Here is a 510-nt window from a genome sequence, read left to right as displayed (position 1 = left end):
CGATTCCGGATGCCGCGCACCCGGCACCGACGACACGCTCGGCGCCGCCCGAGCGGACGCCGTCGAGCGGTGCGAGACTGGAGGAATGGACACCCCCGCCACCGGCGACACGATCGCCCCTTCCGAGCACGCAGCCACTCCCACCACGGCCGAGCCGCAGGCGAACGGCGCTGACGGGTCGGGCGCGGCCGAGAACTCGACGACGAACCGCAAGGCTCCGTTCCCGAAGGGCTTCCTCGAGACCATCTCGACGGGATGGGCCGAGCGTGCGGAGTCCCTGCCGAGCCCGCGCGAGCAGGCGGCGTGGGCGGCACGCCGTCGAGCGAAGGTCTCCGCGGCCTTCCCCGGTCAGAGGCTCGTCGTCCCCGCCGGCGGACTGAAGCAACGCAGCAACGACACCGACTACCCGTTCCGCGCGCACTCGGCTTTCGCCCACTTGACCGGGTGGGCGTCCGATGCCGAGCCCGATTCCGTGCTGGTCTTCGAACCGCGTGACGAGGGTCACGAGGT

At 72.0% G+C, this 510-nt stretch carries 1 protein-coding gene; it reads left to right on the top strand.

Going from position 1 to position 510, the window contains the following annotated elements; translation table 11 throughout:
- Positions 1-85 precede the first annotated feature (85 nt).
- Positions 86-510, top strand: a 425-nt coding sequence (locus tag NS283_RS18000) for an aminopeptidase P N-terminal domain-containing protein (RefSeq protein ID WP_193752716.1), incomplete at its 3' end; no start/stop codon positions are given.

It is taken from the genome of Microbacterium testaceum, assembly GCF_001476285.1.
Taxonomy (GTDB): Bacteria; Actinomycetota; Actinomycetes; order Actinomycetales; family Microbacteriaceae; genus Microbacterium; species Microbacterium testaceum_B.
Note: the sequence above shows the minus strand (reverse complement) of the source record. Positions and strands in the feature narration are given on the sequence as shown.